General features: G+C 60.2%; 24 protein-coding genes and 1 tRNA gene. 10 read left to right on the top strand and 15 right to left on the bottom strand.

What is annotated here, in order from left to right; genetic code table 11:
- Nucleotides 1-34: 34 nt before the first annotated feature.
- A complete protein-coding gene (dapD, locus tag FHT86_RS18430) occupies nt 35-892 on the bottom strand; it encodes a 2,3,4,5-tetrahydropyridine-2,6-dicarboxylate N-succinyltransferase (RefSeq protein ID WP_133708273.1) in 858 nt (285 codons plus the stop codon).
- A 212-nt stretch (nt 893-1,104) separates the two neighbouring features.
- On the opposite strand from dapD, the gene FHT86_RS18435 reads away from it, so the two are divergent.
- Nucleotides 1,105-1,977 (top strand): LOG family protein, encoded by an 873-nt coding sequence (locus FHT86_RS18435; RefSeq protein WP_133708274.1) that lies wholly within the window; start codon nt 1,105-1,107, stop codon nt 1,975-1,977.
- Between the two features lie 96 nt (nt 1,978-2,073).
- On the opposite strand, the gene FHT86_RS18440 is transcribed toward FHT86_RS18435, so the two are convergent.
- Both FHT86_RS18440 and FHT86_RS18445 read right to left on the bottom strand, forming a co-directional pair.
- Nucleotides 2,074-2,691, bottom strand: coding sequence for an EF-hand domain-containing protein (locus FHT86_RS18440; RefSeq protein ID WP_133708275.1), 618 nt, complete (start codon nt 2,689-2,691; stop codon nt 2,074-2,076).
- A 113-nt stretch (nt 2,692-2,804) separates the two neighbouring features.
- Nucleotides 2,805-3,509 carry a pyrimidine 5'-nucleotidase gene (locus FHT86_RS18445; protein ID WP_133708276.1) on the bottom strand — a complete coding sequence of 235 codons (705 nt, stop codon included), beginning with the start codon at nt 3,507-3,509 and terminating at the stop codon, nt 2,805-2,807.
- A gap of 221 nt (nt 3,510-3,730) precedes the next feature.
- Between FHT86_RS18445 and FHT86_RS18450 the strand changes: the two genes are divergently transcribed.
- Complete coding sequence (locus tag FHT86_RS18450; RefSeq protein WP_133708277.1) at nt 3,731-4,501, top strand: isocitrate lyase/phosphoenolpyruvate mutase family protein; 771 nt, start codon at nt 3,731-3,733, stop codon at nt 4,499-4,501.
- 6 nt (nt 4,502-4,507) lie between these two features.
- On the opposite strand, the gene FHT86_RS18455 is transcribed toward FHT86_RS18450, so the two are convergent.
- Nucleotides 4,508-5,398, bottom strand: coding sequence for a LysR family transcriptional regulator (locus FHT86_RS18455; protein WP_133708278.1), 891 nt, complete (start codon nt 5,396-5,398; stop codon nt 4,508-4,510).
- Between the two features lie 151 nt (nt 5,399-5,549).
- Here FHT86_RS18455 and FHT86_RS18460 point away from each other — a divergent pair, with 151 nt between their 5' ends.
- The gene (locus FHT86_RS18460) at nt 5,550-6,392 is read left to right on the top strand and encodes an oxidoreductase (protein WP_133708279.1); all 843 of its coding nucleotides are present in this window, start codon (nt 5,550-5,552) and stop codon (nt 6,390-6,392) included.
- An 89-nt stretch (nt 6,393-6,481) separates the two neighbouring features.
- Here FHT86_RS18460 and FHT86_RS18465 read toward each other — a convergent pair whose 3' ends face one another.
- From FHT86_RS18465 to argB, 3 genes are all read right to left on the bottom strand, one after another.
- Nucleotides 6,482-7,738, bottom strand: a complete 1,257-nt coding sequence (locus tag FHT86_RS18465; protein ID WP_133708280.1) for an RNA polymerase sigma factor — start codon at nt 7,736-7,738, stop codon at nt 6,482-6,484.
- Nucleotides 7,739-7,747: 9 nt separating this feature from the next.
- A complete protein-coding gene (locus FHT86_RS18470) occupies nt 7,748-8,089 on the bottom strand; it encodes a YciI family protein (protein WP_133708281.1) in 342 nt (113 codons plus the stop codon).
- Nucleotides 8,090-8,485: 396 nt separating this feature from the next.
- Nucleotides 8,486-9,373 (bottom strand): acetylglutamate kinase, encoded by an 888-nt coding sequence (gene argB / locus FHT86_RS18475; protein WP_133708282.1) that lies wholly within the window; start codon nt 9,371-9,373, stop codon nt 8,486-8,488.
- Between the two features lie 181 nt (nt 9,374-9,554).
- Here argB and FHT86_RS18480 point away from each other — a divergent pair, with 181 nt between their 5' ends.
- The 3 genes from FHT86_RS18480 (at nt 9,555) to FHT86_RS18490 (ending at nt 11,469) form a co-directional block, all read left to right on the top strand.
- Nucleotides 9,555-10,094, top strand: a complete 540-nt coding sequence (locus FHT86_RS18480; RefSeq protein WP_133708283.1) for a sigma-70 family RNA polymerase sigma factor — start codon at nt 9,555-9,557, stop codon at nt 10,092-10,094.
- On the top strand, nt 10,091-10,804 hold the full coding sequence (locus FHT86_RS18485; protein ID WP_133708284.1) for an anti-sigma factor domain-containing protein: 714 nt from the start codon (nt 10,091-10,093) through the stop codon (nt 10,802-10,804). The genes FHT86_RS18480 and FHT86_RS18485 overlap by 4 nt, the downstream gene beginning before the upstream one ends.
- Nucleotides 10,805-10,911: 107 nt before the next feature.
- Entirely contained in the window at nt 10,912-11,469 is a 558-nt protein-coding gene (locus tag FHT86_RS18490) for a fasciclin domain-containing protein (RefSeq protein WP_133708285.1), read from the top strand.
- A gap of 61 nt (nt 11,470-11,530) precedes the next feature.
- Here FHT86_RS18490 and yihA read toward each other — a convergent pair whose 3' ends face one another.
- From yihA to rpmH, 4 genes are all read right to left on the bottom strand, one after another.
- Complete coding sequence (yihA, locus tag FHT86_RS18495; RefSeq protein WP_133708286.1) at nt 11,531-12,190, bottom strand: ribosome biogenesis GTP-binding protein YihA/YsxC; 660 nt, start codon at nt 12,188-12,190, stop codon at nt 11,531-11,533.
- 125 nt (nt 12,191-12,315) lie between these two features.
- The gene (gene yidC / locus FHT86_RS18500; RefSeq protein ID WP_133708287.1) at nt 12,316-14,118 is read right to left on the bottom strand and encodes a membrane protein insertase YidC; all 1,803 of its coding nucleotides are present in this window, start codon (nt 14,116-14,118) and stop codon (nt 12,316-12,318) included.
- The gene (rnpA, locus tag FHT86_RS18505) at nt 14,118-14,519 is read right to left on the bottom strand and encodes a ribonuclease P protein component (protein WP_120703030.1); all 402 of its coding nucleotides are present in this window, start codon (nt 14,517-14,519) and stop codon (nt 14,118-14,120) included. Before rnpA ends, yidC begins: the two co-directional genes overlap by 1 nt.
- A gap of 20 nt (nt 14,520-14,539) precedes the next feature.
- Nucleotides 14,540-14,674 carry a 50S ribosomal protein L34 gene (gene rpmH / locus FHT86_RS18510; protein WP_041677194.1) on the bottom strand — a complete coding sequence of 45 codons (135 nt, stop codon included), beginning with the start codon at nt 14,672-14,674 and terminating at the stop codon, nt 14,540-14,542.
- A 434-nt stretch (nt 14,675-15,108) separates the two neighbouring features.
- Here rpmH and FHT86_RS18515 point away from each other — a divergent pair, with 434 nt between their 5' ends.
- The 3 genes from FHT86_RS18515 to FHT86_RS18525 all read left to right on the top strand — a co-directional run bounded on the left by FHT86_RS18515 (nt 15,109) and on the right by FHT86_RS18525 (nt 19,011).
- Nucleotides 15,109-17,118, top strand: a complete 2,010-nt coding sequence (locus tag FHT86_RS18515) for a methyl-accepting chemotaxis protein (protein ID WP_133708288.1) — start codon at nt 15,109-15,111, stop codon at nt 17,116-17,118.
- 170 nt (nt 17,119-17,288) lie between these two features.
- Entirely contained in the window at nt 17,289-18,809 is a 1,521-nt protein-coding gene (locus tag FHT86_RS18520) for a HAMP domain-containing sensor histidine kinase (protein WP_133708289.1), read from the top strand.
- Nucleotides 18,810-18,934: 125 nt separating this feature from the next.
- Nucleotides 18,935-19,011 (top strand) — tRNA-Arg (locus FHT86_RS18525).
- Here the strand turns inward: FHT86_RS18525 and FHT86_RS18530 are convergent.
- From FHT86_RS18530 to FHT86_RS18545, 4 genes are all read right to left on the bottom strand, one after another.
- Nucleotides 18,982-19,311 (bottom strand): hypothetical protein, encoded by a 330-nt coding sequence (locus FHT86_RS18530; protein WP_183868837.1) that lies wholly within the window; start codon nt 19,309-19,311, stop codon nt 18,982-18,984. The genes FHT86_RS18525 and FHT86_RS18530 overlap by 30 nt on opposite strands.
- Nucleotides 19,312-19,411: 100 nt before the next feature.
- A complete protein-coding gene (locus FHT86_RS18535; RefSeq protein WP_133708290.1) occupies nt 19,412-20,239 on the bottom strand; it encodes a transcription factor in 828 nt (275 codons plus the stop codon).
- Nucleotides 20,240-20,674: 435 nt separating this feature from the next.
- The gene (locus tag FHT86_RS18540) at nt 20,675-21,415 is read right to left on the bottom strand and encodes an SDR family oxidoreductase (RefSeq protein ID WP_133708291.1); all 741 of its coding nucleotides are present in this window, start codon (nt 21,413-21,415) and stop codon (nt 20,675-20,677) included.
- 126 nt (nt 21,416-21,541) lie between these two features.
- Nucleotides 21,542-22,573 (bottom strand): aldehyde reductase, encoded by a 1,032-nt coding sequence (locus FHT86_RS18545; RefSeq protein ID WP_133708292.1) that lies wholly within the window; start codon nt 22,571-22,573, stop codon nt 21,542-21,544.
- Nucleotides 22,574-22,692: 119 nt separating this feature from the next.
- On the opposite strand from FHT86_RS18545, the gene FHT86_RS18550 reads away from it, so the two are divergent.
- Nucleotides 22,693-23,568, top strand: coding sequence for a LysR family transcriptional regulator (locus tag FHT86_RS18550; protein ID WP_133708293.1), 876 nt, complete (start codon nt 22,693-22,695; stop codon nt 23,566-23,568).
- Nucleotides 23,569-23,609: the final 41 nt, after the last annotated feature.

Here is a 23,609-nt window from a genome sequence, read left to right on the forward strand (position 1 = left end):
AGCGCTTCCCAGAAGGCGCGCTCCCGAAATCATATCAGTCGCGCAGCAGCTCGTTGATGCCGGTCTTCGAGCGGGTCTTTTCATCGACGCGCTTTACGATCACGGCACAATAGAGGCTCGGAGCCGGCTGCCCATTCGCCATCGTGTTGCCGCTTGGCAGCGCGCCGGCGACGACGACGGAGTAGGGGGGCACTTCGCCATAGGTGATCTCGCCGGTGGCGCGGTCGACGATCTTGGTCGACTTGCCGATGAAGACGCCCATGCCGAGTACCGAGCCTTCGCGAATGATGCAGCCTTCGACCACTTCCGAACGCGCGCCGATGAAGCAGTTGTCCTCGATGATCGTCGGGCCGGCCTGCATCGGCTCCAGCACGCCGCCGATGCCGACGCCGCCCGAGAGATGCACGTGCTTGCCGATCTGCGCGCAGGAACCGACGGTCGCCCAGGTGTCGACCATCGTGCCCTCGCCGACATAAGCGCCGAGATTGACAAAGGAGGGCATCAGGATGGCGTTGGGAGCGATGTAGGCCGAGCGGCGGACGACCGCGTTCGGGACGGCGCGGAAACCCGCGTCCCTGAACCGGTTTTCGCCCCAGCCTTCGAACTTCGACGGCACTTTGTCCCACCAGGTCGAGCCGCCGGGGCCGCCGTCGACGATCTGCATGTCGTTCAGACGGAAGGAGAGCAGCACCGCTTTCTTAAGCCACTGATTGACCGTCCAGTTTCCGTCGGACCCGCGTTCGGCAACACGCACCTTGCCGCTGTCTAGCAGGTTCAGCGCCGTCTCGACGGCGTCGCGAACTTCGCCGCGCGTCGATGTGTTCACGTTATCGCGATTGTCGAATGCGGCCTCGATGGTCTTTTCGAGAGAGGCAAGATCGGTAGCGCTCATGAGAATTCCTTAAACTTCAATGGCTATCGTTGCGGTCGGAAGAGTGTCCGGACATGCGGTCGATTGGTCCTACAGCATGGGCCTGAAAAATGGAATGATTTTTCGGTACAGATTAAGCTTGGATTCAAGGCGTTACAGGGGCATAGCGGTGCTCCGCCGTTCGTGCTTCTATGCATGGCGGCGCTTGAAGGACCTATTGAAAGGCATTGGAAATGAGCAAGGCGAAGAACGGCAGGCTGAGGCGTAAGGATGGGGTATGGGATCCCCTGAAGACCAGCTCGGCCGACAAGAAGCGGGCCGAATCCGTGCCGAAGACGCCGCAATCGATGTCGCCTTCCTATCGGCTCGCCTATGCCGACGAGGATTTCCTCTGCCGTGAGGAATTGCGGCCGATCCGGCTGCAGCTCGAACTGCTGAAGACCGAGATGTATCTCACTGAACGCGGTATCAAGTCGACGGTGGTCATGTTCGGCGGCGCGCGTATTCCCGCGCCCGGCACCAGCGCCTGGGCAGCGCGCAACGATGTGCAACGGGCCAATCTCGAAGCTGCGTCCATCTATTATGAGGAAGCCCGCAAATTCGCCCGGCTTTGCGCGCGCTACTCCGCCGGTTTCGATTTCCATGAATATGTGGTGGTCACCGGCGGCGGCCCCGGCGTCATGGAGGCGGGCAATCGTGGTGCTTCGGAAGAGGGTGCCCCCTCCATTGGTCTCAACATCGTGTTACCGCACGAGCAGGCGCCGAATGTCTATGTGACACCGGAACTCAGCTTCAATTTCCATTATTTCGCGATCCGCAAGATGCATTTCATGGTGCGCGCCAAGGCGATCGCGGTGTTTCCGGGTGGTTTCGGCACGCTCGACGAGCTGTTCGAATGCCTGACCCTGATCCAGACCGGCCGCATGGAACGCCTGCCGCTGATCCTGTTCGGTGAAAAGTTCTGGCGCGATATCATCAATTTCGATGCGCTCGCCGAATTCGGCACCATTGCGCCCGATGACGTCAAGCTGATCAGCTTCGTCGACACGGCTGATGAAGCCTGGAAGATCGTCGCGGATTTCTACGAACACGATAACGGGCACTGAAAACGAAAAAGCCCGCCGTCGCATCGCGAGGCGGGCCTCGATCGGTCCGTGGGAGGATCTGAGCTTAGGGCACCGTCAGCATACTCAATCGGATATTTAGAGCAGCGGGCGGTTCGGCATGTCGTCCAGCGAGATCACGCCGTCATGGTTGCGATCCATGCGGTCGAAGAACTTGTCGGCGGCCGCTTCCGCCTCCGCTTTGCTGATCTGGCCGTTGCCGTCGGTGTCGATGCGATGGAACATCAGCATGCCGCGGACGAGAGCAGCCTCGCGGACAAAGCGGGCGTGGGGATTGTGGCCGCGATGCTGGCCCTTGCCGCCCTTGTTGTCGCCGGCCTGAGCCTGATCGTTTTTGGTGTCGTCGCCCTTGGCCTTCGCGCGTTCGGCACGCCACTCCTTGATACGTTCCTGGCGATAGGCTTTGACTTCGGCCGGGGTGATCTCGCCGTCCTTGTTGGTGTCGATCTGGTCAAAAATCTTGTCGACGCCAACCTTGAGCTCGTCCTTGGAAATCTTCATGTCGCCATTGGTGTCGAATTGCTTGAGCATCCGTACATAGGCGACTTCCGGCGAAAAGCCCGGGCGATGCCAGCGGCCACCGTGGCCGCCGCCCATGCCATCATTGCCCTGCGGAGCGGCAAAGCTTGCCTGGACGGCGGCGCCGACCAGAAAGGTTGCGGAAAGGCCCGCCAGAAGAAGTTTTTTTCCGTTCATCGTTTTTCCTTTCATGCCGAGGAATGATCAAACGATACGGCTGAAGGAAAAAAACGGCCAATTAAACATCCGTAAGGCGGATGAAACTTTGGTAACCCGATCTTAAAAAACCGTTAAATCAGTGCTTTGAGAAAAGCAGTGAGATTGTCGGTTACATAGTCGATATGATCGTCGTCACCGCTCGTCTTTTCCCACCATTCGACCACCGTGCCTTCGAGATTTTGCGGCACGAGCAGCACAGTCTTCATGCCGAGCGCTTTCGGCACGGTGAGATTGCGCGGCAGGTCTTCGAACATTGCCGCCCGCTTCGTGTCCACCCGGTTGAGGCTCATGAACTTGTCATAGGTGCTGCCGGCCGGCTTCGGCACGTAGTCGGCCGCGACGATGTCGAAGATGTCATCGAAGTTATCGAGGATGCCGAGTGCTTCGGCGGTCGCCTGTGCATGCTTGACACTGCCGTTGGTGAAAATGAACTTGCGCCCCGGCAGCGCCTTGATGGCGGCAGCGAGCTCCGGCTGCGGCGTCAGCGCCGAATAATCGATCGCATGCGCCTTTTCCAGGAAGTCGTTGGGATCGATGCGGTGATGGATCATCAGCCCCTGCAACGTTGTGCCGTGGTTGAGATAATACTGTTTTTGCAGCTTTCGCGCCTCGTCCCGTTCCATCTGCAGGAGCGCCGAAACATAGGCCGTCATGTTCTTGTCGATCTGTGAGAAGAGATCGACGTGATGCGGATAGAGCGTGTTGTCGAGATCGAACACCCAGTCGCGGATATCTGAGAAATCGACGGGTTGGGGCAACGTTTTTGTCTGGGTCATGGCGGCCTTATGGCATGCGGCATCGCCTGAGGAAAAGGAAAATATGCTTGCGGCGTATATGACGAATATCACAGATATTGCCGGGAATTCCAACGCAGGCTATGGTTTTACTGATTGATTTGTGAGGTTGCGCGCTATTTGCCCGATTGAAGAAGAGCTTGTGCCTCTTCGGATACAAAGGGCAGGACATGCCCGGTCGGGTTTTTGCGGAGGGGGATAAGATGGGTCAAGTGGAAAAGGCAGAGGAGTTCGCTCGGCTGCATCGGAAGGGCGATCCGCTGATCCTCTTCAATATCTGGGACGCCGGCTCGGCCAAGGTGGTTACTGAAGCCGGGGCCAAAGCGCTGGCTACGGGGAGCTGGTCGGTCGCCGCCGCCAACGGTTTCGGCGACGGCGAAGCGATACCGCTGTCCTTGCTGGCGGTCATCACCCGTCTGATTTCCGTGACGAGCCACCTGCCGGTTTCTGTCGATTTCGAAGGTGGCTATGCCATAGAGCCGGACGCCGTCGCGGCCAATGTGGAAAAAATCATGGATCACGGCGCCATCGGCATCAATTTCGAGGATCAGGTGGTCGGCGGCCGCGGCGTTCACCCGCTAGAGGAGCAGGCGGCCCGTATCCGTGCCATCAGGCAGATGGCCGACCGCCGGGAAATCCCGCTATTCATCAACGCCCGCACCGATCTTTTCCTGCAGGAAAGCGATACAGCCCATCATCAGATCCTGCTGGACGAGGCCTACCGTCGCGCCGATGCCTTTGCCGAGGCCGGCGCGAGTGGCTTTTTCGCGCCGGGGCTTGTCGACGCAGAGTTGATCGAAGCCATCTGCGATCGCTCTCCTTTGCCGGTCAACATTATGGTGCGCCCGGCAACCCCGGATAACGTCACCATGGCCAGCCTCGGCGTCAGCCGCATAAGCTATGGCCCCGCGCCCTATAGGACGGTGATGGGAATGCTGAAGAGCGAGGCTGAGGCGCTCTATCAACAGGCCTGATCATCCTTAGCTATCTCTGCCCGCAAGCACCCGCGCTATGAAGTTCTGCACGACGGCGGAACGCTCGCCGCGGCGCGTTGCGAGCGCCAGCCGCGCCACCGGACCGTCACCGCTGATCGGTACGTAGGTGACCCCCGGCACGCGGATTTGCGCGACCGCTGACGGCACGACTGAAACGCCGAGCTCCACTGCGATGAGGTTGGCGAGCGAGGTGATCTGCGGTGCGATTTGCCCGAGGATCGGTTCGAAACCCGCATGCCGGCAGGCAGTGATGATTCCGTCGAACAGGGTAGGACCGGCCTCGCGTGGAAACAGCACGAAAGGTTCAGCCGAAAGTGCAGACAGCGGCAAGGCGGCGGCGCCGGCAAGAGGATGGCCGGACGGGAGTGCGATGACCATGGCTTCTTCACCGAGCGAATGCGTCCGGAAACCGGGCGGATCGGTGGGGCCCGGTCTGATGAAGACGGCATCCAGTTCTTCGGCATCAAGCCGCTCCAGCAGAAGCGTCGTATAGGCTTCTTGCAGTGTCAGATCGATCTCAGGGTAGGCGCGACGGAAGCTGCGCACCGCCGACGGCACGATCGGGCTGAAAGCGGACGAGCCGGTAAAGCCCAAACGCAACCGCCCGAGTTCTCCCCGCGCCGCCCGTAGTGCCACGGCCTTCGCATGCTCAGCCTTGGTCATGATCGCGCGCGCTTCGGGCAGGAAAGCCTGCCCGGCTTCCGTCAATTCGGCGCCATGCGGCAGACGGCGAAACAAAGGCGCGCCGATCTCCTCCTCCAGATCGCGGATCTGATTGCTGAGCGGTGGCTGGCCGATGCCGACGCGCCGGGCCGCACGGGTGAAATTCAGCTCCTCGGCGACGGCCAGGAAATATTTGATATGGCGCAACTCCATCGCGTTCCCCGCAGCTGACTGACAAGCGATATCTTTAGAATATGAACAAAGTCACTGCAATATATTGGACTGTCAGTCAGACCGCATCCACATAGGCAACACGTGACCGCTTGGCCGAGTGTCGAGCGCGCTGACAGCAAGGAGCTTCCCCATGAATTCGAAAGATAACAAACTTTTCCTGATCACCGGCGTCAGTTCCGGCTTCGGCCGCGCCTTTGCCGAGGCGGCCCTCGCCGCCGGCCACCGGGTTGCTGGCACAGTCCGCAACGCTGCCGGCCAACAGCAGTTCGAGGCCATGGCACCGGGCCGCGCCAAAGCCATCCTTCTGGATGTGACCGATTTTGCCGCCATCGACCCTGCCATCGCGCGCATTGAAGCAGACCTCGGTCCGATCGACGTGTTGATCAACAATGCCGGCTATGGCCACGAAGGGACGCTGGAGGAATCGCCGCTTGACGAGATGCGCCGTCAATTCGACGTCAACGTCTTCGGTGCAGTGGCGATGACCAAGGCGGTGCTGCCCTTCATGCGCCGCCGCCGTGCCGGCCACATCATCAACATTACGTCGATGGGCGGCTTCATCACCATGCCCGGCATCGCCTATTACTGCGGCAGCAAATTTGCCCTGGAAGGCATCAGCGAGGTGCTGGCAAAGGAAGTGAAGGATTTCGGTATCAAAGTCACGGCGGTTGCGCCGGGTTCGTTCCGCACGGATTGGGCCGGTCGCTCCATGGTTCGCACCGGCCGCAGCATTGCCGATTATGACGCACTGTTCGACCCCATACGCAGGGCGCGCGAGGAAAAGAGCGGCAACCAGGCAGGCGATCCCAGCAAGGCTGCCGCGGCTATATTGGCGTTGGTGGCGTCAGACGAGCCGCCGGTCCATCTCTTGCTCGGAACCGACGCCCTGAACGTGGTGCGTGGAAAAATCGCCGCCCTGAGCGAGGAGATCACCGCGTGGGAAGGCCTGACGCGCTCGACTGATTTCGGTTGAACGCACAATCGGCAATCGCGAGAGAATCGCGTCCCTTCCGGTAAGGGAGAGGGCCCATTTTTCTCAGAGGCCGCGCTGAGGCGCTACTGTCAGTCCACGGCAGATAGATTCTGACCGGGGCTGGCAGTACGCAGGCGTAGCCTCAAGTGCTGCCGTACGGCATGGTCGGTCGACAATCCAATGGCGACCCTCAACGCCTCGCAACCAGCCTCAACGTTGCCTGCACGAAGGTTCAAATGGCCAAGCGTCGCCCAGTAGGGCTGATAACCAAGGATGCGCTTGTCGTTGGAAATTCCGGACAGTTCCGCCAAAGCCGCATCCGGCCCCGCGACCTCAGCCAATGCGGCAGCCCGGTTAAGCATGGCCACTGGAGAGTTTGTCAATGATACGAGATGATCGTAAAGCGATAGAATTGCCGGCCAGCAATTGGTGCCGGTAAGCCTTTGCGCGATATGAGCCGACTGGATAGCTGCTTCCAACTGGTAGCGTCCCGTCGGTCCGGATCGATTGCAGGCGTGCAACAATTTCTCAGCGCTGGAGATTTGCGTCCTGTCCCACAGCGCAACGTCCTGCTCGTCAATCGGGACGTAGCATCCTTCGTGATCGCGACGAGCGTTGCGCCGAGCTTCGGCATACAGCATCATTGCCAATAACGCCTTGGCTTCCGGCTCCTCGGGCAGCATCTTTGCGATTAGGCTGCTAAGCCAGATTGCCTCCGGCGCGAGTTCGGATGTGCCTTCCTGGGCTTCATCCCATCCGGTGGAATATGCGGCGTATAGCGCTTCGAGCACCGCATTCAATCGCTCCGGCATTTCGTTTTGATCCGGCACGCTGAAGGGAATGCCGCTCTCCTTGATGTGCGCTTTGGCCCGTACCAGACGCTGGCTCATGCTTGCTGGCGAAACGAGGAAGGCTGATGCGATAGCCTTTGCGGTAATGCCAAGAACTGTTTGCAGGATGAGGGGCGCCCTCGCCCCCCGCTCGATCAGTGGATGTGCGCACGCAAACATGAGTACGAGACGCCGATCAGGTAGCTCTTCCGACATGCGGGTGGCTTCTTGGATCTCAGAGGCGAGCATCTGCAGATGAGGCTCACCATTCGTTTGGACCTGCCCTCTACGCAAAAGGTCCAAATGACGCCGCTGAGCAACGGTGACGAGCCAGCCATCGGGATTGGTGGGTACGCCTTGGGTCGGCCATTGCTCCAGCGCCGCCGCGAATGCTTCTGCCAGCAGGTCTTCCGCGGAGACAACGTCGCGCGTCCTCACGACGAGCAGTGCAACAAGGCGCCCATAGCTTTCGCGTGCTATCCGCTCGACAACCTGGCGCGCCTTGTCACTATTCATGGCGCCTCGCTATTGGCCCATATCCATGATCGGTCGGACCTCGATTGTGCCGTAGCGGGCGCTTGGGCACCGTTGAGCCCAGGTTGCGGCCTCTTCGAGAGTGGCTGCATCAATCGTGAAGTAGCCAGCAAACTTCTCCTTGGTGTCTGCGTATGGGCCGTCAATAACCTCGGTCTTGCCGTCGCGTATGCGAACGCTGGTTGCCGCCGAAGCAGGCTGAAGCCGCACTCCGGAACTGCCTCCGGCCTTCGCGAGCGCCTCATTGAAGGCTGCGTAATCGGCCCAGAGCTCACTCTGGTTCGCCTTGGCAAGGGCAGCATCATCGTGATGGATAAGCATCATGTACTTCATTTTGTCTCCTATCGATTTTGCAGAGCACCCAGGCTCCGACCAACCAATGTCGGGCGAGACAAGCCCATTTAGACATTCTGCGCCGTCAGAAGATACAAAAAATCCACGACATGATGGAAAGGGCGGAGCTTCATGGAAAGATCTTGTTGTAGGTGAAGGTGAGCTCGACGAAAGGGAGGTTCGCCGGGCGCAGCATCATCAATGGGGCGATCAACTCCGATTCCCGCATCGGTCAGATCGCTACCGTAACGCAGGCGATCGCGCCGATGCTAGCAACGATAATCTGCGCCTGGCCAGGGACTACGAGGTCACCAACGCTTGCGCACAGGCTTTCATCAACGCCGCATGCTCCGCACGCGGCGCTGGCGCGGTTGCTATGAGGTTCGAGTCGGGCTCTTAGGGAACGATCAGCGTACCGGCACCATGTTCGGTGAAGATTTCGAGCAGCACGGAATGGGCGGTCTTGCCGTTGAGGATGACGACGCCCTGGACACCGGCCCTGATGGCATCGATGCAGGTCTCGACCTTCGGGATCATGCCGCCGGAAATCGTGCCGTCGGCGATCAGCGCATGCGCCTGGGCGACGGAGAGTTCCTTGATCAACTGACCATGCTTGTCGAGCACGCCCGGAACGTCGGTGAGGAAGAGCAGGCGGGTAGCGCTGAGCGCGCCGGCAATAGCGCCGGCGAAGGTGTCGGCATTGATATTGTAGGTGGCGCCGTCGCGGCCGGGAGCAACCGGAGCGATGACCGGGATCATTTCCGACTTTGCCAGAAGATCGAGCAGCGTGCGGTCGACTTCGACCACTTCGCCGACGAAACCGAGATCGAGCACGCGTTCGATGTTGGAATCCGGGTCCTTGACGGTCTTATGCGCCTTTTCGGCGAAGACCATGTTGCCGTCCTTGCCGCAAAGGCCAATCGCCCATTCGCCTGTCTGGTTGATCAGCGCGACGATTTCCTTGTTGATCGAGCCCGCCAGCACCATTTCGACGATCTCGACCGTCTTGGCGTCGGTGACGCGCAGGCCGCCTTCGAATTTTGATTCGATGCCCATCTTCGTCAGCATGGCGCCAATCTGCGGGCCGCCGCCATGGACGACGATCGGGTTGACGCCCGACTGCTTCAAAAGCGCGATATCGGCCGCAAACGCCTTGCCAAGCTCGGCATTGCCCATGGCATGGCCACCGTATTTCACCACGATGGTCTTGTTTTCATAACGCTGCATGTAGGGCAGGGCTTGAGCCAGCAGGCTGGCTTGGAGTTCGCTTTGGGATTCGGACATGGGGCACCCCGTGGAATTGTTCGCGGCCTTTTATCTCAAGTTTTTGACAGAGGGAATAATGATGACAGGATTAGTTTTTCCTGCGTCAGATCGCCCCTGCGCGGCATCATCCTTTGAGTGAGCTTGCGGCCCGGCGCTTTTCCCTTAAGATAGCCGGAGGAAGCCGCGATCGGGGGATCGGATGGCGAGTGAGGAGATAGAGGCGCTCATCGGCCGGGTCGCGATGCGCGATCAGAAAGCATTTGCCGCGCTCTACAAAAAGACCAGTCCGAAACTCTATGCCGTCTGCCTGCGTATCCTCGGCAACAAGACGGATGCTGAGGAGATTTTGCAGGAGGTCTATGTGAAAATCTGGCAGCGGGCCGAGCGTTATCTCGCCTCGGAAGGGTCGGCGATGCCGTGGTTGACGACGATTGCGCGCAATCAATCGATCGATGCCATCCGCGCCCGAAAACCTGTCGCCGACGAAATTGACACCGCCTATGATCTTGCCGACACCGAACCGAGTCCCGAAGAGCAGGCAATGGTGAAGGGAGAGGGAAGGCGGATTGACAGGTGCATGGAAGAGTTGGAAGCTGATCGAGCTCAAGCTGTTCGTAGCGCCTATGTCGAGGGCCTGAGCTACCAGGAACTCGCCGAGCAATATGCGGTGCCTTTGAATACCATGCGTACCTGGCTGCGCCGAAGCCTGATTAGACTGAGAGAGTGCATGGACCGATGAGTACGCCTGATCAAAGCAAGGGAGGCCGTTCCCGTGATGAAGTCCTGGCCGGAGAATATGTGCTCGGCGTGCTGTCATTGGAGGATCGGCAGAAGGTAGAGCGGCGCATGCGCAGCGATCGGCAGTTCGCCGCTATCGTCAGCCGCTGGGAGCAGAATCTTTCAGGATTCAACGACGACTACGACACGGTCACGCCGGCAGCCTCGGTCTTTCCCAAGATCGAGAGGCGCATTTTCGGAGAAGCCGCTTCCGGCGCCAATCTCTGGAATTCGCTGTTGCTCTGGCGCTCCGTCGCCTTCGGTTCATTGTTTCTTGCAGCCGGCGTCCTGGTCTTCACCATCACCAACAACAATGTCTCGCGGCCGTCGCCGGGCAAGCAGCTCACCGCTTCTCTTTCGGGGCAAAACAGCGCCATCAATTTGCTGGCTGACTATGACGCTGCCAGCGGGCGGCTGAGGGTGACGCCGGTCGCGGCCGGCCAGCCCCAGGAAAAATCCTTGGAACTCTGGCTGATCCGTGGCAGCGATCCTGCGGAGGCGCTCGGAGTTTTGCCGCAGACCGGCGAGGGCGAGATCGTCCTGCCGCAGGAGGTTCATGGCAAACTGACGGAAGGCGCGATCATCGCCGTCAGCGTCGAACCCTTCGGCGGTTCGCCAACGGGCAAGCCCACGGGCGATGTCATCGCCTCCGGCACGATCCATCTGCCCTGAAACATCTTTCCTTCGAAAAAGAACCGAGGCTGAAACTCTTCTTCCGGTGCCTCCGTACCTTGCTCTGACCCCGCCTAATCGGGGCAAGAGAGGAAGAGGATAAGCCCATGATCAACACTGTGATCCGCATCGCCGCGGTGGCCGTAACACTTTCGGCCGCGACCGGCCTCGCCCATGCAAAGAACCCAACCGTTGGCGGCGCGCCTATGTTCGCCAACAAGAATATCATCGAAAATGCCGTGAACTCGAAGGACCACACGACGCTGGTCGCCGCCGTCAAGGCAGCCGGCCTCGTCGATACGCTGGAGAGCAAGGGCCCCTTCACCGTCTTCGCGCCCACCAACGAAGCCTTCAAGAAGCTGCCGCCCGGTACGGTCGAGACGCTGCTGAAGCCGGAGAACAAGGCGACGCTGACGAAGGTCCTGACCTGTCACGTCGTCGCCGGCGATGACATGTCCGCCGCCATCAAGAAGATGTCCATGAGCAATGGCGGCGAATACGACCTGAAGACGGTCGGCGGCTGCACGATCAAGGCCACGGAGAAGAGCGGCAAGCTGACGCTGACCGACGAAGCCGGTGGCACCGCTCACATCACCATCGCCGACGTAAAGCAGTCGAACGGCGTGATCCATGTAGTCGACAAGGTGCTATTGCCGAAAATGTAACGACCATCGGCAGCATGGCCGCCATCCTCGACGCGTCGAGGGTGGCGGTCTTTTTCAATCGTTAGACGGCAATGCCGACCGTCAGGCCGATCGCTTGACGCAAATCGTCAAGGCCCTCGCTCTTTTCCGAGGAGGTGGCGAGGATGCCGGGATAGGCGGCGGGGCGCTTGCGGATTTTTTCGGCCGTATCGGCCATCAGTTTCGGCAGGCCTGCGGCCTTGATCTTGTCGGTCTTGGTCAGCACGATCTGATAGGAAACCGCTGCCTTGTCGAGGAGGCTCAAGACCTCATCGTCGTTCTTTTTAATGCCGTGGCGGCTGTCGATCAGCAGATAGACGCGCTTCAGCGTCGCCCGGCCACGAAGATAGTCGAAGACAAGATTCGTCCAGGCGTCCACCTGCTCCTTCGGCGCTTCGGCATAGCCGTAGCCGGGCATGTCCACCAGCGCCATCGGCGGCAGGTCGCCGCCCTCGCCGGAAAAGCCGTCGGGAACGAAGTAGTTGAGTTCCTGCGTGCGGCCCGGCGTATTCGAGGTGCGCGCCAGACCCCTTTGGCCGACCAGCGCATTGATCAGCGATGACTTGCCGACATTCGAGCGTCCGGCGAAAGCCACTTCCAACGGCCCTTCCGGCGGCAGGAATTTCATCGAGGGCACGCCGCGGATGAAGATCCACGGGCGCCCGAAAAGCGGCTTGTCATCTTTTGTCGTCTGTTCTGCCATGCGCTCGCGGTCTTCTGGTTCAATTGGCTGACTGGCTTCGGGGTTTTACCCACGAAAGTCAAGTTTTGATCGGTGTGCGGCTTGGGCCGCAAAAGAAAAGCCCCGCCGAAGCGGGGCTTGCATCGTCATTTCGATGGCGCCGTTTTTCGTCGGAAGAGGCCCTTCAGATTGTCGAAGAGTTCCACCTTTACGCCATGGCGCTTCATGATGATCGACTGCTGGATCACCGATAGCGTGTTGTTCCAGGCCCAGTAGATCACGAGACCGGCCGGGAAGCTGGAAAGCATGAACATGAACACCAACGGCATCCAGGTGAAGATCATCGCCTGGGTCGGGTCCGGCGGCGTCGGGTTCATGCGCATCTGCAGGAACATGGTGATGCCCATGATCAGCGGCCAGACGCCGAGATGCAGGATGGTCGGCGCCGTGAACGGCAGCAGGCCGAAGAGATTGACGATCGAGGTCGGATCGGGAGCGGAAAGGTCCTGAATCCAGCCGAAGAACGGCGCATGGCGCATCTCGATGGTGATGTAGATCACCTTGTAAAGCGAGAAGAAGATCGGGATCTGCAGGAGCACCGGCCAGCAGCCGGCGATCGGGTTGATCTTCTCTTCCTTGTAGAGCTGCATCGTCGCCTGCTGCAGACCCATGCGGTCGTCGCCGAACTTGGCCTTCAGCTCTTCCATCTTCGGCTGCATGCGCTTCATGTTCGCCATCGAAGCATATTGCTTGCTGGCGAGCGGGAAGAACAGCGCCTTGACGACGATCGTCGTGCACAGGATGGCAACGCCGAAATTGCCGAAGAAGCGGAAGAAGAAATCCATCAGCTTGAACATCGGCTTGGTGATGAAATAGAACCAGCCCCAGTCGATCAGGCGGTCGAAACGCGGGATCGAATAGCTTGTCTCGTAGCGGTCGATGACCGGCACTTCCTTGGCGCCGGCGAAGACGCGGTTCTTCAGCTCCTGCGACTGGCCGGGCGCGACGGTGATGGCATCCTGCTTATAATCGGCCTGATAGCGCGGCTGGCCATCGGTGAAATGCGAGAAATGGGCGTCGTAAGCGGTCGACTGCGGCGGCACGATCGTTGCTGCCCAGTACTTGTCGGTGATCCCGAGCCAGCCGCCGGTCGCCTTCGCCGGATTGACGGCTTCCTTTTCGGCGGCGGTATATTTGGTCTCGATCAGGCCGTCATCGCCGATGACGCCGATGAAGCCTTCGTGCAGAACGTAGGCCGTGGGCGTGGTCGGCTTGTTGTAGCGGGTCACGCGGCCATAGCTCGACAGCGACACCGGCGCCTGACCGGCATTGGCGATCTTGTCGGTGATCGTGAACATGTAGTGATCATCGACGGAAATGGTACGGGTAAAGGTGATGCCCTTGTCGTTGGTGTAGGAAAGCGTCACCGGCGTCTTCTCGGTCAGCTTGTCGCCGCTCGAAAGCGTCCAGACCGTCGAGGGGCCGGGAACAGCGCCGGTGGCGTCGCTGCCGACATAGCCGAGTTCGGTGAAATAGCCGTCCTTGGTATCGGCCGGGCTGAACAGCGTGATGATCGGGCTGCTCTTGTCGACCGTCTCGTGATAGGTCTTGAGCTGCAAATCGTCGAGGCGGGCACCTTCCAGGTTAATGGAGCCGGCAAGCGCGGGCGTGTCGATGATGACGCGCGAAGACGACGACTTGGCAACCGACTGGTCGCGGGTGAGCGTCGTCGGTTCAGTCTGGCCGTTCGCCGGCAGCGAGCCGTTCACGGCGGCGCCTGCGGCCGGGGTCTGCGTCGTCTGAGCCTGCTGCGTCTGCTGCTGCAGCTTTGCGGCCTGGTCGGCCTTACGCTGCGCTTCGAGGTGCGGGTTCATGTAGAAAAACTGCCAGGCGAGGACAATCAGCACAGACAGGGCAATTGCTATGAAGTAATTGCGGTTGTTTTCCATCATACTTTCCTGGAGCGGTCCGTTTCCGGCCGCCGGTGTTTCGGCCTGGTTTCGATGCGACTGACGAGTTCACTCGCCAGTTTTTCGAAAGGTGCGGTCAGCACATCGCGCCGCGCGACAACCACATAGTCGTGTCCGGGCTGCATTGCAAACCCCGCATGAAGCCGCACGGCTTCTTTCAGCCTGCGCCGCATGCGGTTGCGTTCCACCGCGTTGCCATGTTTTTTGGTGACGGTAAAACCAACGCGGGGTTCGGCGTCGGAGAGCTTGCGGTCCAGCACTTCAATGAGGAAGAGACTTCCCCTGCGCTTTTCGCCTTCGCGGACTGCAAGAAACTGCGGCCGGCTTTTCAGCCGCCCGACAGTCTTTTTGGGTCGTTCATTTGTCAATTCGCCCGCCATCTTATCGGGCATTTCGGCCCTTAGGCCGAAAGACGCTTGCGACCGCGGTTACGGCGAGCGGAAAGAACCGCGCGGCCGCCCTTGGTAGCCATGCGCGCACGGAAACCGTGACGACGCTTGCGGACAAGCTTGGATGGTTGATAGGTACGCTTCATTTATTTAAACACCGCGGAGTGCGGCCCTTCTTAAGCTTTGCCTTAAAAGCAAGGAGCGTTGTTGATTATGGCGAACGGACTTGGCCGCAGATGCAGGCTCCATGACCGGACGTGCGCGGGCTTATAAGGATCAAGGCCTCGGAAGTCAATTATGCCGGCGCAGATTCCTGGAACCCGGCTTTTCTCGGCAAAATGCGCTTTACTCTGCCGATGCGCAGCAGCGATACCTGCCTCTGGCGGCCGGTTAGTCACTAATGTTCATGATTTATAATATTAGACGAGACGATTACTCGTGGCCGCCAGGCTAGCGAAAGTGTTTCTGAATTTATATTCGAAATATCGCAAGATAACATTAATGGTTTTAGTCGATATCTAACGATATGCCGGGAAAACCCTGGCTTTTTGGGGGTCTTCCGCTACTAGGGGGCGCATCGTTGAAGATTCGTGGTAAAATCAATCTGCTCGTATCCGTGATGGCCGGTGCCGCGCTTTTGATCGGCGCAACCGCTCTTTATGCCGTCAACCAATATGACCGGCAGCTCCAGGCCTACGAGCTGGCAGCGAGCCGTGCCTATATGGGCGAGCGTCTGAACCGCTACGTTACCGCGGTTGTTATGGAATCGCGCGGCATCTATGCGTCCAATTCCGCCAAGGATGCCAAGAGCTTCGCCGATGGATTGGTGAGTGATCTTGACGAAATCGACAAGGTCCTTGCGGCCTGGTCGCCGTCGGTCCCCCAAGCGTTGAAGGCCGAATTCGCCAAATTGCAGGATCGTGCGCGCGAATTTCGCACATTCCGGACCGAGACCGCTCGGCTCGGTGTGACGGACGGCCCGGATGCGGCCAACAAACAAGGTAACAACGACGCCAACCGCGCCAACCGCAAGGCCTTCCAGGCCGAGATCGATGCCGTAGTCCAGGCCGACAAGGCGGCGCTTGCCACAGTCGATGCCGATATAACGGCTTTTCGCGAAACGATCTTATGGGTCGTGCTCGGCATCATGGTGGTCGGTATCGGCGCCGGCGCCGGACTCGGCATCTATATCGGTACCGCGCATCTGAGCCGACCGATCCGCAAGGTGACGGCGACGATCAAACAGGTGGCTGAAGGCAACTTCGATATCGAGGTTCCCTTTGCCGGACGCGCAGACGAAATCGGCGAGATGGCCGCCGCCGTCGATATATTCAAGCAGAACGGCAATGCCGTGCGCCGTATGAATGCCGAGGAAACGGCGATGCGCGCCAAGAGCGACGACCTGCAATCCAGCATGTCTCTCGTCGTTGCCGCAGCCGCTTCCGGCGATTTCAGCCGCCGCATCGACAAGGATTATGGCGACGTCAACCTCAATCGCTTTGCCGGCAACATCAACGAACTCCTGGTGAGCGTCGATACCGGCGTCGGCGAGGTCCGTCGCGTCATAGCAAGCCTCGCGGATGGCGATCTGACCCAGACCATGCGCGGCGAATTCCAGGGCGCCTTCGCCGAACTCCAGCAGAACGTCAACGCTACCCTTGCGACCCTCAAGAGCACTATGCGCGAAGTGCGCGAGACGACCGGTTCGATCAACTCCAACACCTACGAGCTGCGCCACGCCAGCGACGACCTCTCAAAGCGCACCGAACAGCAGGCCGCCGCCCTGGAAGAGACTTCGGCGGCGCTCGATCAGATCACCGCCGTCGTGCAAAGCTCGACCGAGCGGGCGCAGGAGGCGAGCGTCATGGTGACGGAAGCCAAGGAAAACGCTGCTCGTTCCGGCACGGTGGTTCGCAATGCCGTCGACGCCATGGGCCGCATCGAGCAGGCTTCTGGCGAGATCAGCCAGATCATCGGCGTCATCGACGAGATCGCCTTCCAAACCAACCTGCTGGCGCTGAACGCCGGGGTCGAGGCCGCGCGTGCGGGCGAGGCGGGCAAGGGCTTTGCCGTCGTCGCCCAGGAGGTGCGCGAATTGGCACAGCGCTCCGCCACTGCCGCCAAGGACATCAAGGCGCTGATCAGCAAATCCGGCGATCAGGTGCAGGTCGGCGTCAAGCTGGTGCAGGCGACCGGTGAGGCACTGGCGTCGATCGAGGCGCGCGTGCTGAAGATCAACGATCATATCCATTCGATCGCGACGGCCGCCCGCGAACAGGCGACCGGGCTGACCGAGGTCAACAAAGCCGTCAATCAGATGGACGAGGTGACGCAGCGCAACGCCGCCATGGTCGAGGAAACCTCCGCCGCCACCCATCGCCTCTCGGCTGAGGCCGATGGTCTCGTCCGCCTCGTCGCCCGCTTCAAGGTCGACACTGGTGCGGCATCCGCTCCGGCGCCGGCACGCGCCGAAACCCATCGTCCCGTGGCTTCGCCGGCACGCCGCATGATCGGCAAGGTCGCCGGCGCCTTTGCGGGCGGAGGTGCCGCGGCAACGGCAGCGGCTGCGCAGAGTTGGGAGGAATTCTGATCCACCCCAGGCGATGAGGAGAAAGGCGCGCCGATGCGCCTTTCCCGCGTTTGATATGACCTGTCCGCCGCACTGTCATAGAACCGATTGGAAAAATCGTCACAATCTCCTATTATCTACGTTCGATATGTCATCATCAGATCGCTTTGAAACAAAGCGGGACAGCCGAAATGGATAGTGGGCAAGACAGGAACGTCGGCGAAGGCAGCAGGGCCGAGGCCCGGAGTCGCTCGCGTTTCTACCGGCCCACCGGCATTTTCGGCGGCCTTTCCGGTAAGCTTCTCATCCTCACCGTCATTTTCATTCTGCTCGCCGAAGTGCTGATCTTCGTGCCCTCCGTCGCCAATATGCGGTTGCGCTGGCTGGAAGACCGGCTGAACACGGCCGCCGCCGCCGCCATCGTCATCGATGGCCTGCAGCCGGTCGAGCTGCCGCGCGCGCTTCAGAAGGAAACGCTGATGGCGACGGGCACGCGCGCCATTGTGCTGCGCAAAGATGGCACCTCGCGGCTGTTGGCGACCGCCGAGATGCCGGCCTCCGTCGATGAACAATATGATTTGAGCGATGTCTCGCCGGCGACGGCGATCCGCGATGCGCTGGACACGCTGCTGTTCGGCGGCAACCGCATCATCCGCGTCTTCGGCCCGGTCGGTGGCGATGCCGGCACCGGCATTGAGGTGGTGTTGAAGGACACCCGGTTGCGCAGCGCCATGCTCGCCTATTCCGGCAGCGTCTTTTTCGTCTCGATCCTAATTTCGCTTTTCACCGCGACCCTGATCTTCTTCGCCATCAACCGCATGATGATCCGCCCGATCCGCCGGTTGACCGACAGCATGCAGGCCTATTCCGATGATCCGGAAGATCCCAGCCGGGTTCTGATACCGGACGAAGGGCGCGACGAGCTTGCCGTGGCCGGCCGTCATCTCGCCTCCATGCAGTCGCAATTGCAGAAGACGCTGAAGCAGCAGAAGAACCTCGCCGCTCTCGGTCTCGCCGTGTCGAAGATCAATCACGACATGCGCAACATCCTGTCGGCTGCGCAATTGATGTCCGACCGCCTGGTCGATGTCGACGACCCGATGGTCAAGCGTTTCGCGCCAAAGCTTCTGCGCACGATCGACCGCGCCGTCGGTTATACGACCGAAGTCCTGTCTTTTGGTCAGACCACCGAATCCGCCCCGCGCCGCCGCCGGATGCATCTGCTCGAGCTCGTCGACGAGGTGCGTGATATCTTGGCGATCGATCCAGAAAGCGGCATCGAATTCGTCGTGCAGATGAGCCCGGACCTGGAAGTCGACGCCGACAGCGAGCAACTGTTCCGCATCATCCACAATCTCTGCCGCAATGCCCATCAGGCACTGGTCGCCTTCGCCGAGACTGCGCCCGACAGCATCCGTCGCATCACGGTTTCGGCACGCCGCATCGGCAGTGTCGTCAGCATTACGGTCGACGACACCGGCCCGGGCATGCCGCAGAAGGCACGCGAAAACCTGTTCACCGCCTTTCGCGGCTCCGCCCGCTCCGGCGGCACCGGCTTGGGCCTGGCGATCGCCCGCGAACTGGTGCTTGCTCATGGCGGCACCATCGCGCTGGTGGAAAAACCCGCCGCCGGCACCCAGTTCCGCATCGAAATTCCCGACCGGCCCGTCTCGCTGGACGACTACCGCAGCCGCAGCTTCCACGAAAACTGAGAGTTTTCAGCCTCTTCGTGATACCGCTTGTGAAAATCGCGATCTTTTTCACAAATCCACTTGCATTCCCCAGAAGGACGCTTTAGAGAACCGCCCACGCCAACGGTTCCTTCCGTTTCGGCCACGCACCCGTAGCTCAGCTGGATAGAGCACCAGACTACGAATCTGGGGGTCAGGAGTTCGAATCTCTTCGGGTGCGCCATTTTTCTCCACAGCACACACAGCCCAAATCCTCACTTCCTTGCAGAAAAAACAATCGCCTGCAGAGGCATGCGCCCCCGTTGAAATCGGTCGCCGTCAGGGACACGCCGGAGGGTAGGGCATCGCGGAGACGACGCGTGACAATCCCGGTGCCTGCGGCAGTCTCAAGAACCCGTCCAGGCTTGAATGCAGCGGTGCGCTCTGCGATGTCGGAGGCATAGTCGGCAAAAATGATCGGCCCCAGACTGGTGTCGTAGTGCTGCGGAACATCGCCGACGAAACGGGCCGAATCCGTGTTCATGGGGCACCTCGCGATGTCGCCGGGAAATGGAGATGTTTCTCATCATACAGCGATCGCGTGGGCTTAGCCATGAACTAGAGGTCGGTGGCCCCTTGCTCCTCTACTTCAAGAAAAGGCGCAACGGCGCGGTCAGCTTTTTGAAGCCGGAGCGCAGCATGTCGTGCTTGGTCTTGGGATTCTTGTCGGCGAACATTCCGACGATGGAGGTCTTCAATTTGTCGCGCCACTGGGATTTTCCAGGCGATGTCGGCTTCAGGCCGCAGCGCCGCAGGAGATAGTTCATCTGGTAGACGGACGCCTGCCGGTCGCAATCGCGCACGCAGAAATGAATGCCAAGAGCGATCGAATAGATGTCGCCGTTCTTGAACGCATGCGGCGCTTTCGACGGGTGGTGAACGCCGGTCCCCTGGTTCAAGGCATAGACCGCCGCCTTGCTTTGTTTTTCCACGGTATATTTGGCGGCGTTGAGATCGCCGGCATAGTATTTTTCAATTTCCTTGTCGGGCAAAACCGAACGATCGTTTGCGTCCCATATATTGGCCGTTCGGTTGCCGTGAATCTGGAACAGAAATGTTGCTTCATGGTCGATGTGATAGGGCGTTACGGCATTGGGTGAGGCCAGGAATATGTAGGCGTCTTCCCAGGTGACGTCCTCTCGCGAGCAACCGGTGTCGGCAAGGATTTCGGCCATGAGCTGATCGAGTAAAGCTCGATATTCGGGATCGCGCTGAACGCTGTAGAGCAGCACCCAGGATCCCGATTCCGCCAGGTTCGAGATTGCTTCGTTGACGCTTTCCACTTTTTCGTTCAACGGCACAGCCCAGCCGGCGTCTACCGGTGCTCCACCCGCCTGCCAGCGCACGCTTCTTGTACTCGTGTCCGCAAGCAGCTTTTTCGCAAGTTCAGCGAGGCGCGGAAGCGAGAACAATCGATGTCCGACCAAGTTGTGGCTGAATTGAAATGATCTTTTGTTGAAGTCACTCCTGAAAGCGTTCGGTCCCACCTCAATATTACGTGCATCCGGGGAAGCTGTTTTAGTCGCGACTGCTGTGGGCATGATCGGAATCCTTCAGAATGACAGAGGCGTCGGGAAATCTCACGAAACTGTGATCTCCCTTCACATTTTTGTCATCTAGGCCAATGGTGGAGGGACATCCTACGATTGGATCACTTCATTCTTCAATCGGATGTAGTCCCGCGCTGACACAGCCATTTCGATTTTTTTGAAGGATATCAGGTAGGTGATCGGGCAGGGGAACGGTTCTGCCTGCGTGGCGAGGGGAACTGCTGTTCTTCCCCAATCGCATTGCCGTCTGACAACGCGTCATTGCTAGCGCACGCTCGATTGGTTGATGATCGATTTTTACTGCCTGTTCCCCGTCGTCACGCCACCGTCGCAGATGAACTCTGCGCCGGTGGAGTAAGCGGATGCGTCCGAGGCGAGAAAGAGGACCATTTCGGCGACCTCGCGCGCGGTGCCGAGGCGGTTGATCAGTTGTCGCGCCGCGAAGGCGTCGATGGCCTCTTGATCGAGAAACGGGTCGATCATCGGCGTTTCGATCAGGCCGGGATGCACGGAGTTGACGCGGATACCGTATTTGGCGAATTCGTTGGCGGCGACCTTGGTCATGCCGCGCACTGCGAATTTCGAGGCGACATAGGCGACATTGTTGGCCGGGCCGCGGATGCCGGCCGTGGACGAGATGTTGACGATGCTGCCGCCAGTATTCTTCATCAGTTTGACGGCGGCTTTCATGCCGAGGAACACGCCGGTCTGATTGACCGCGATCACCTCTTCGAACATGTCGAGCGAACAGTCCTCGATCGGTGCACGCCGCAGGATGGCGGCGTTGTTCACGAGGATCTGCAGCGCGCCGAAATTCTTCTCGATGGCAGCGATTGCGTCGTTCCAATCCGCCTCGCTCGCCACGTTGAGCGGCAGGTAAAGGCCGCCGATCTCTTTGGCGAGCTTGCGGCCCTGGTCATGGATGACATCAGCCAGGACGACCTTGGCGCCCTCCGCCGCAAAGAGGCGGGCCTCTTCCGCGCCCATCCCCCGTGCTGCGCCGGAAATCAACGCAACCTTGCCATCCAGTCTACCCATGCCATGTCCCCGCATCTGCAAGCCGCTTGTCGGTGAACAATAAGGCACGGCCTAAGGAGCTCGGGCAAGGCGATCATTGAAAAATCAATCGAGAGACTGATGGGGGAGCAGCGACTTCTCGGCGCTCTACACGGCTCCTGCCGCAATCAGGCTCTCGGCGCAATCAATCACGGTTTCCGTCGCCGGCCGGCCGTGCCAGCCCAACACGCGCTCAGCCTTCGCCGTCGTGAAGCGATGCTTTCGCCCGAGGCCCGGGGTCACCAGCCGCACCGCCGGGTCGAAGATCGAGGCGATGCGCAGAACGAAATCGGGAAGCGAGCGCGTCGGCACCTTCTTGGCACGGTCGCCAAGTTTTGCCCGCAATATTGCCGAGATTTCCGCGACCCACACGAAGTCGCCGCTGGCGAGAAATCGCTCCCCGGCCGCCTCCGGGGCAGTCATGGCGCGGATGTGCATATCGGCAACATCGCGCACGTCGACGATGCTGAAGCCGAGCCGAGGATTGCCGGGGAATTTCCCGGAGAGCAGGCGCTGGATCACCTGCACGGAACCGAGGCCTTCCGGCGTCAGGATGGGGCCGAAAACCGCACTCGGCAGGATCGTCGTCAAGGTCGTTGGGCCGGCATGCTTGGCCATGAAATCCCAGGCGGCACGTTCGGCCAGCGTTTTCGATTGCCGATAGGCATTCAGGCCTTTGGCAGTTGGGTCGGTCCAGATGGTCTCGTCGTTGAGACTTTCGGTGCTCCACGGCGGCGAAGCCGAGGCTGCGGCGGAGGAGGTCATGACCACGCGCTTCACGCCTGCTTTCGTCGCGGCCTTGAGGACACGCAACGTGCCGTCGCGGGCAGGGACGATCAGTGCGTTCGGATCTTTCGGTGCGTCGACGCCAAGCGGTGAGGCGACATGGAGCACGTAGTCGCATCCGGTAACGGCGGCGTCCCAGCCATCGTCCTTGGTCAGATCGGCGGCGAAGAAGGTCAGGCGATCGCCACGAAGCTCGGAGGAGTTGACGGCGGAAGCGATAGCTGCCTCAACCGCCGGCGCCTTCCTCAGGCTACGAACCGTGGTTCGGACATTATAACCGCGCCGCAAGAGGTCGACGATGCACCAGCCGCCGATGAATCCACTGCCGCCCGTCACCAAAACAGTTTCCGCCATTCGTACTCTTTCGATTCTCGCGGGTTTTCCGCCGCAGCATATCACGCCCGGCATATTGCATGGCAGAAATCGGAACAGTAGGCTGTGATTTGAAACTTTGGCGTTCGAGGAATGGAACAATGCGGGAAGACGTCGATCTGGTGGGCATGGCGCTTTTCGTGCGCATCGTCGAAGACGGATCGTTGAGCGCCGCGGGGCGAACGCTCGGGCTGCCAAAGGCGACCGTCAGCCGCCGTTTGGCACTGCTGGAGGCATCGATCGGTGCGCCGCTGCTTGCCCGCTCGACCCGGGCTCTCAGTTTGACAGATACCGGCCGACGCTTCTTCGAGCGTGTGCAGCCGATCGTGCGCGACGCGGAGGTGGCTCGGTCCGAGATCAGGGTTGCCAACCGCGAACCTTCGGGGCTGCTGCGAATCAGCGCGCCCGTCGCTCTCGGCCAGGGGGTCATCGCGCCGAAATTGATGGAGTTCCTCGAGCGCTACCCGCGCGTCCAGGCCGATCTCCATTTCAGTGACGAGCGCGTCAATCTGATTGCCGAGGGTTTCGATCTTGCCATCCGCATCGGCGAGTTGGCCGACAGCGATTTGATCGGGCGGAGGCTGGCGGATATCTCGATCGTACTCGTTGCCGCTCCGTCTTACCTGGCCGCGCATGGCAAACCGCAGACAGTGCGTGACCTGAAACAGCATGTGGCCGTCCTGACGCAGAAAACTGGTGATCACTGGACCATCGGCGGCGAGATGATACGCATGTCCTGGCGTGTCAGCACCGGCAGCATGTTGGTGACGCGCGATGCGGCGCGGGGCGGGCTCGGCATCGCGCAGCTACCACTTTTCTTTGTTGCGGAGGATCTTGAGGCGGGACGGCTCGCGCGGGTGCTGCCGGATCACGACTTGCCGAAATCCGCCCTCACGGCGCTTTACCCGCGTTCCGTCGTGCCGTCGCCTGCGCTCAGGACATTGCTCGATATCTTGCCGGAATGGTGCGGGTGTTGATCTGCCGGCCCGATCCTGTCAGGCGCGCATTCGCGGGCAAA

It is taken from the genome of Rhizobium sp. BK313 (assembly GCF_014193655.1).
In the GTDB taxonomy this organism is placed as follows: Bacteria; Pseudomonadota; Alphaproteobacteria; order Rhizobiales; family Rhizobiaceae; genus Rhizobium.

Coding starts and splice junctions, on each gene's coding strand:
- yihA (WP_133708286.1), bottom strand. CDS start 12,190: ATGGCAGAACAGACGACAAAAGATGACAAGCCGCTTTTCGGGCGCCCG.
- FHT86_RS18435 (WP_133708274.1), top strand. CDS start 1,105: ATGAGCAAGGCGAAGAACGGCAGGCTGAGGCGTAAGGATGGGGTATGG.
- FHT86_RS18520 (WP_133708289.1), top strand. CDS start 17,289: ATGGATAGTGGGCAAGACAGGAACGTCGGCGAAGGCAGCAGGGCCGAG.
- FHT86_RS18445 (WP_133708276.1), bottom strand. CDS start 3,509: ATGACCCAGACAAAAACGTTGCCCCAACCCGTCGATTTCTCAGATATC.
- FHT86_RS18550 (WP_133708293.1), top strand. CDS start 22,693: ATGCGGGAAGACGTCGATCTGGTGGGCATGGCGCTTTTCGTGCGCATC.
- yidC (WP_133708287.1), bottom strand. CDS start 14,118: ATGGAAAACAACCGCAATTACTTCATAGCAATTGCCCTGTCTGTGCTG.
- FHT86_RS18480 (WP_133708283.1), top strand. CDS start 9,555: ATGGCGAGTGAGGAGATAGAGGCGCTCATCGGCCGGGTCGCGATGCGC.
- rpmH (WP_041677194.1), bottom strand. CDS start 14,674: ATGAAGCGTACCTATCAACCATCCAAGCTTGTCCGCAAGCGTCGTCAC.
- FHT86_RS18470 (WP_133708281.1), bottom strand. CDS start 8,089: ATGAAGTACATGATGCTTATCCATCACGATGATGCTGCCCTTGCCAAG.
- FHT86_RS18440 (WP_133708275.1), bottom strand. CDS start 2,691: ATGAACGGAAAAAAACTTCTTCTGGCGGGCCTTTCCGCAACCTTTCTG.
- FHT86_RS18450 (WP_133708277.1), top strand. CDS start 3,731: ATGGGTCAAGTGGAAAAGGCAGAGGAGTTCGCTCGGCTGCATCGGAAG.
- FHT86_RS18465 (WP_133708280.1), bottom strand. CDS start 7,738: ATGAATAGTGACAAGGCGCGCCAGGTTGTCGAGCGGATAGCACGCGAA.
- FHT86_RS18490 (WP_133708285.1), top strand. CDS start 10,912: ATGATCAACACTGTGATCCGCATCGCCGCGGTGGCCGTAACACTTTCG.
- FHT86_RS18455 (WP_133708278.1), bottom strand. CDS start 5,398: ATGGAGTTGCGCCATATCAAATATTTCCTGGCCGTCGCCGAGGAGCTG.
- rnpA (WP_120703030.1), bottom strand. CDS start 14,519: ATGGCGGGCGAATTGACAAATGAACGACCCAAAAAGACTGTCGGGCGG.
- FHT86_RS18545 (WP_133708292.1), bottom strand. CDS start 22,573: ATGGCGGAAACTGTTTTGGTGACGGGCGGCAGTGGATTCATCGGCGGC.
- FHT86_RS18540 (WP_133708291.1), bottom strand. CDS start 21,415: ATGGGTAGACTGGATGGCAAGGTTGCGTTGATTTCCGGCGCAGCACGG.
- dapD (WP_133708273.1), bottom strand. CDS start 892: ATGAGCGCTACCGATCTTGCCTCTCTCGAAAAGACCATCGAGGCCGCA.
- argB (WP_133708282.1), bottom strand. CDS start 9,373: ATGTCCGAATCCCAAAGCGAACTCCAAGCCAGCCTGCTGGCTCAAGCC.
- FHT86_RS18485 (WP_133708284.1), top strand. CDS start 10,091: ATGAGTACGCCTGATCAAAGCAAGGGAGGCCGTTCCCGTGATGAAGTC.
- FHT86_RS18460 (WP_133708279.1), top strand. CDS start 5,550: ATGAATTCGAAAGATAACAAACTTTTCCTGATCACCGGCGTCAGTTCC.
- FHT86_RS18530 (WP_183868837.1), bottom strand. CDS start 19,311: ATGAACACGGATTCGGCCCGTTTCGTCGGCGATGTTCCGCAGCACTAC.